Origin of the sequence: Pseudomonas edaphica (genome assembly GCF_005863185.1) — a bacterium.
Lineage (GTDB): Bacteria > Pseudomonadota > Gammaproteobacteria > Pseudomonadales > Pseudomonadaceae > Aquipseudomonas > Aquipseudomonas edaphica.
Genome location: NZ_VBVZ01000414.1, coordinates 1 through 5538 on the forward strand (window position 1 = coordinate 1; position 5538 = coordinate 5538).

The window sequence follows — 5538 nt, forward strand, 5'->3', positions numbered from 1 at the left end:
GCCTGACGGTGCAGCTCGGTGCGCAGCTGCACCAGGCTTGGCGTCACGATCGGCACAAAGGCCGACTCGCGCCAGCGCCGTGCAAAGCCACTGCCATGGGCTGTGAGGTAGGCCTTGCCACCACTGGCTTGCAGTTCCAGCTGCACCGCGCTGGCGGCGGTTTCGGCCAGGGCGATGCGCAGTTTGAACAAGGGCACCGGCTCGACGGCAAAACGACCGGCCAACAGGCCGCCTTTAAGTTCTGTGACCAGGTGATCGAGGGTCGCTCGCAAGGCTTCCAGCTCGTCACGCAACACCGTGCGTGAGGAGCCCAAATGGTTGGCCACTTCCGCCAGTGAGCGCCTCGCCAGGCCAATGGACATGCCGCACTGCAAACCCAGGAACGCCGGGCGCACCGCCGGCAGAAACTTGCGTGCATCTTCATGCAGCAACCAGTCGCGGCTCAGCTCCACGCCTTCCAGGCCCAGGGCCGCGGTATTGCTCGATTGCAGGCCCATCAGTTCCAGGTCACGCGAACGCTGCAGCCCTGCGACCGAATCCGGGATGGCCAGAATAAACGGCGCGCCGCCGCCGGCATGCTCAATCGCCGCCGCCGCAACAAAACCGGTCTTGCGCAGGTTGGTCACCCAGTGCAGGCGGCCATTAAGGGTCCAACAGTCTTCGGTCGGCTCCGCGCTGATTTGCAGGGTCTCGATGCCGGACAAAAATTTCATCGCGTTCGACAGCCCGGTCGCCCCGGCCAGCTTGCCGCTGAGCAGGTCCGGCAACAGGTGTTCGCGCAGCCGCTCATTCGGGCTCTGCAACAAATATTCGATAAAAGAGCGCTGGCCCCAGCACACAAACGCCGCCGCCAGGGAATGGCTGGCCACGTTGGCAATGGCTTCCACCGCGCCCGTCACATCACCGCCCAAGCCGCCCAGCGCCTTGGGCACGCCAATGCTTAATACATTCGACTCTGCCAGCCTTGGCAGCACTTCCTGTGGATCGCAACTGCCCACATCCAGGGCCTGCGCTTGAACATCGAGCCAACGGCTCAAGATAGGGTCAAGCATTCGTTTCTCCTTTTTACAGCAGGTGGACCATCGCCGATTCAGCTTGCCGGTTTTTCCCAACGGTATTGCGCCAGCTCCGGGTTCAGCGGGGTACGGGCAAACACGTTAGCGAAGTTGCACAGGGTTGCCAGGCTGACGCCCAAAATAACTTCCAGCGCCTGGCCCTCGGTATAACCGGCGGCGCGGAACGCTTCAAAACCCGCGTCGCTGACATCGCCACGGGTGGCGATCACTTCGCGGGTGAACGCGGCGAGTGTCTCATAACGGGCGTTGGGCAATTCACCGCGCTGGCGCAGGGCGTCAATCACGTCTTCGGGCAGCTTGGCTTTATTGCGCGCCACGGCGGTATGGCCGGCCACGCAGCAATCGCAGCCGTGGGTGGTGGCGGCAATCAGCTGTACCACTTCGCGGTCGGCCAGGCTCAGCTCAGACTTGGCGTTGAGCCCGGACACGGTGATGTAGGTTTCCAGCGCCGCCGGTGCATTGGCCAACACGGCGAGCAGGTTGGGAATGAAACCCGAGCCTTTGAGCGCATTTTCCAGGAAGGGCTTGGCCGCTTCCGGAGCGGTTTCGGGGGTGAGCAACGGTACACGGGACATGGAGTGGTCTCCTGATGGGTTCATCGCCTAAGTCTGTTGGTTATAAAAAAACGCCTCAATAGGCTAAAGTAGCGATTACTTGCTCTAGAGTCTTTCCGTTAGATGAATTCGTCCAGTGCGCTCGTTGATTGGTTATTAGACAGCCTCGAACTCAACACCAGCCTGTTCCATGTCGGCCGCTATTGCGGCGCGTGGCATGCCAGCACCCATGGGCTGGCCAGCGCGAGTTTCCACCTGATTGTGCAGGGCCAATGCTGGTTGCATATTGACGGCGAACCCCTTCCCCATCACCTGAATAATGGTGATGCGGTGTTTCTGCTGCGTGACCTCGAGTATCGGCTGTCTGGCGAGGCCACGGCCGCGGCAGCGCAGGAATGCCCGCGCCGACCGATGCTGGCGCTGGACAGCAACGCCGAAGATGGCGTCGGCCTGGTCTGCGGTTTTTTTCACTTCCATTCCGGTTTGTCGGCGATGATCGTCGACGGCTTGCCCGCCTGGATCATCCTGCGCGCCGGCGACCCATCGCTTACTGCCGCGCGTAATCTGTTCGAATTGATCCTGCAAGAGTGCGAGCGCGTCCCGGCGCCCTCCTCGGCATTGCTCGAGCGTTTGTGCCATTTATTGTTTCTGTATGTGCTGCGTCAGCAAGTCATCGATAACAGCGAACTGGGCGGTCTGGCGGTACTGGGCCGACAACCGGCATTCGCCGAGTTGCTCGAGCAATTGATCGCCCGACCGGCAGACCCATGGACCCTGGAAAGCATGGCAGCCTGCACCGGTTTGTCGCGCTCGGCATTTTTCAAGCGTTTCAGCGAGCTGTGCGGGCAATCGCCGGGGCAGGTGCTGTTGATGATGCGCATGCGCCATGCCTGCCGCTTGTTCAAAGAAGACATGACCGTGGCCGATGTGTCACTGGCGGTGGGTTATCAGTCGGTGGCAGCGTTTACTCGGGCGTTCTACAAGACCACCGGCCAGCAGCCTGGGGCTTATCGCAAAGGTCAATGGCGGAATTAGCAAACAGGAAAGCTGGAAATCGCATGAGAACGCACCACACAACAGGCCCGACTCACGTGCCGACGCGGCGGTGGTGTATTGCGATCCGACCGTTTTAGGCGATGTGAGAGGCTTCCTGTTTATACCTGCAGTCGTGAAATGGACCGGCCTTTGCGCAAGCGCTACCTGGTCTGACCCTCTACGGCCGATCATCACCGGACGAACGACATATCCAGTCGCAAGCTCTGCGCGGTTGCCAGGAACGCTCTTGCATCGATCGCCCACGTAAGAGGAGCCCTGACATGCGGTCAGGTTTATACCTTGGTTATCGAGAAGGACATCACCATGCTCTCTCCCTACGCTTACGCCCCAGCAACCGCGCGTCACCTTGTGCCAAGCGTCGAGCCGGTCAAGCCCAAACCTTCACCCTATGATCCACCCGCCGACCTGTCACCGGGCGCGCGAGACGTCAGGACACACATACTGCTCCAAAAAGGCGATGTGACCTTTAGCCGCGAAATCACCTGGAGCACGGCGTACCCCGGTAAACCTAAGATTGTTGCCAATCAACTTAAGGTGGAAACCGGTAACGACGACGACATCATTCGCGTGCGCAGCTGGCCAGGTGACAAGTTGCAGTTCATCGTCAACGGACAGTCGTATGTGGTCGATATCCCACCCCAACAAAGCTTGAACAACAACCTGTTGATCAAGACCAATGGCGGTAATGACACAGTCATCGTCGAGGATGACGTCAAGCATTACGTGTTAATTGAGGGGGGTGATGGCGACGACAGACTCCAGGCCGGCGCAGGCCCGACCGGACTCCTTGGGCAAGACGGCAACGATACGCTGCGCTTGGGCAGTGGCTTTGGCGTTGCACAAGGTGGCGACGGCAACGACAGGCTGTACGGCGGCAGCGGCCCTACCATTCTGTTCGGCGAGGCTGGCGACGACCACCTCCAGGCCGGGTTCAGCAGCGCGCATAAATGGAACCTTCTCAATGGTGGTCCCGGCGACGACACGCTCTTGGGTGGGAGTGGGGACAACTACCTGCACGGAGAAGGCGGCGACGACGAATTGGTGGGGCATGACCGTACGTCGTTCTTCACCGGCGAAGGTAATGACCGCATTCGGAATAATCGGAGCAAGGACCGTATTTTCGCTGGCGCCAATGATCACTTCGACACCACGCAAGGCTCGGCTTTCACTGAGGTGAAACCGAGCACCACTGGCCAATAAGGTCAGCTCAAGGGGTGACCTTGCAGTGGCGAACACCGGCAAGGTCACCGTTGCCCACTCACTTTGCACCATCGTACCTAAAGCTCCTTCTCTCCAAGCCGATAGCCCTACGAAGCTCTAACAAAGCCGCGTCGATAATAACGCTTCGTAAGGACGATCCCATGCCCCCTCTGCGCTCCATCCAAACCCGCTACACCTTGTTTCTGGTGCTGTTCGTCCTGCTGATATTGGTGTTGACCGTCGTCGGTATCGGCCAGTTGGTGGCCCCCACGCTGCGCCATACCGAAGAACAGGTGGTGCTCAACCGCGTCGCCGAAGTGGCTGAGCGCATCCAGGGCGAACTGAACAAGGTTCAAGCCCAACAACGCAGCATCACCCAAACCATTCCCCTGCTCGACAGCGATGCCATCGACAAGGTGCTGCCCGGCCTGGTGGACCAGTATGGCGAGCTGAAAGTCTTCGGCGGCGGTATCTGGCCACTGCCCAACCAGCGCGCCCCAGGGCGCAACAAGTTCAGCACCTTCTGGCACCGTGATGCGTCAGGCAAACTGGCGGTCAACACGTTCTGGAACAGCGACGCTGCGCCCAACTACTACGACCAGAGCTGGTACAAAGGCGGCCTCGCCTCGCCGCGCGGCCAGTGCGCCTGGGCCGCCGCCTACAAGGACGACGCCAGCCAGGAGCCACGCACCAACTGTGCCATGGCCATTCAGCGCGATGGCGCAGCCTATGGCGTGGCCACCATTGACGTAACCCTGGGGTTCTTCAATGAGCTGGTGGCCAGCAAGGAAAAAGACATCGGCGGCCAGATGCTGATCGTTGAAGGCGACGGCAAGATCATCAGCAACAGTTCGCGCATCAGCGGCCCGGTGGTGTTGAAGAACATCAGCGAACTGGCCAGCACCTCGGCGTTTGCCGCCCAAGTGAGTAAAGCCCTGGCCCATCGTGACCAAGGGCTTGTGCGTAACGAGTTCGACAACCAGGGCGTGGCCAGCACCTTCTACCTGCGCCCGATCGAGGGCACGCCGTGGTTCCTCGCCACCGCCCTGCCCACCTCGTTGATCACCGCCCAGCGTGATGACGTGCTTGGCAGCCTGGCCCTGATACAAATCCCCATGGTGTTGCTGCTGGTGCTGCTGGCCGCTTTTGCGATCCGCCAACTGGTGCAGCGCATGAAGTCGTTGAAGACCAATATCGATGCCTTGTCCGCCGGCGACGCCGATCTGACGCGGCGCATCACCATTCGCGCCGAAGACGAACTGGGCGCGATCGGCCATTCGGTCAACCACTTTATCGTCTACTTGCAGAACATGATTGGTGAAGTGACCCAAGCCACGGGCGCCATGTCGTCGAGCCTGGCGCAACTGCAGCAGACATCGGCCCACACCAACCAGATCCTGGTGCGCCACGCCTCGGAGACCGACCAGACCGTTACCGCCATCACGCAAATGAGCTCGACCGCCGACACCGTCGCGCAAAACGCGGCGGAAACCGCCTCGTTCACCCAGCGCGCCAACGAGCATGCCGACCGCTCCCGCGTGGTGGTGGGCGAAGCGTCCACCAGTGTCAGCGCCTTGATCGGCGAAGTCGCCAGCGCCACCCACACCGTGGAGGCCATGCGCCAGGACGCGGCACGCATCACCGAAACCCTC

The 5538-nt window shown here is 60.8% G+C and carries 5 protein-coding genes; 3 read left to right on the top strand and 2 right to left on the bottom strand.

What is annotated here, in order from left to right:
- Nucleotides 1-1052: acyl-CoA dehydrogenase family protein (locus FEM54_RS22875; RefSeq protein WP_138453184.1), on the bottom strand; the 1052-nt coding region annotated here is incomplete at its 3' end.
- A 38-nt stretch (nucleotides 1053-1090) separates the two neighbouring features.
- Nucleotides 1091-1651: a carboxymuconolactone decarboxylase family protein gene (locus FEM54_RS22880; RefSeq protein WP_138453187.1), complete on the bottom strand. Its 561-nt coding sequence runs from the start codon at nucleotides 1649-1651 to the stop codon at nucleotides 1091-1093.
- A gap of 102 nt (nucleotides 1652-1753) precedes the next feature.
- Here FEM54_RS22880 and FEM54_RS22885 point away from each other — a divergent pair, with 102 nt between their 5' ends.
- The 3 genes from FEM54_RS22885 to FEM54_RS22895 form a co-directional block, all read left to right on the top strand.
- Nucleotides 1754-2665, top strand: a complete 912-nt coding sequence (locus tag FEM54_RS22885; protein WP_138453189.1) for an AraC family transcriptional regulator — start codon at nucleotides 1754-1756, stop codon at nucleotides 2663-2665.
- A gap of 300 nt (nucleotides 2666-2965) precedes the next feature.
- Entirely contained in the window at nucleotides 2966-3886 is a 921-nt protein-coding gene (locus tag FEM54_RS22890) for a calcium-binding protein (RefSeq protein WP_240792787.1), read from the top strand.
- Between the two features lie 161 nt (nucleotides 3887-4047).
- Nucleotides 4048-5538: methyl-accepting chemotaxis protein (locus tag FEM54_RS22895; protein WP_138453192.1), on the top strand; the 1491-nt coding region annotated here is incomplete at its 3' end.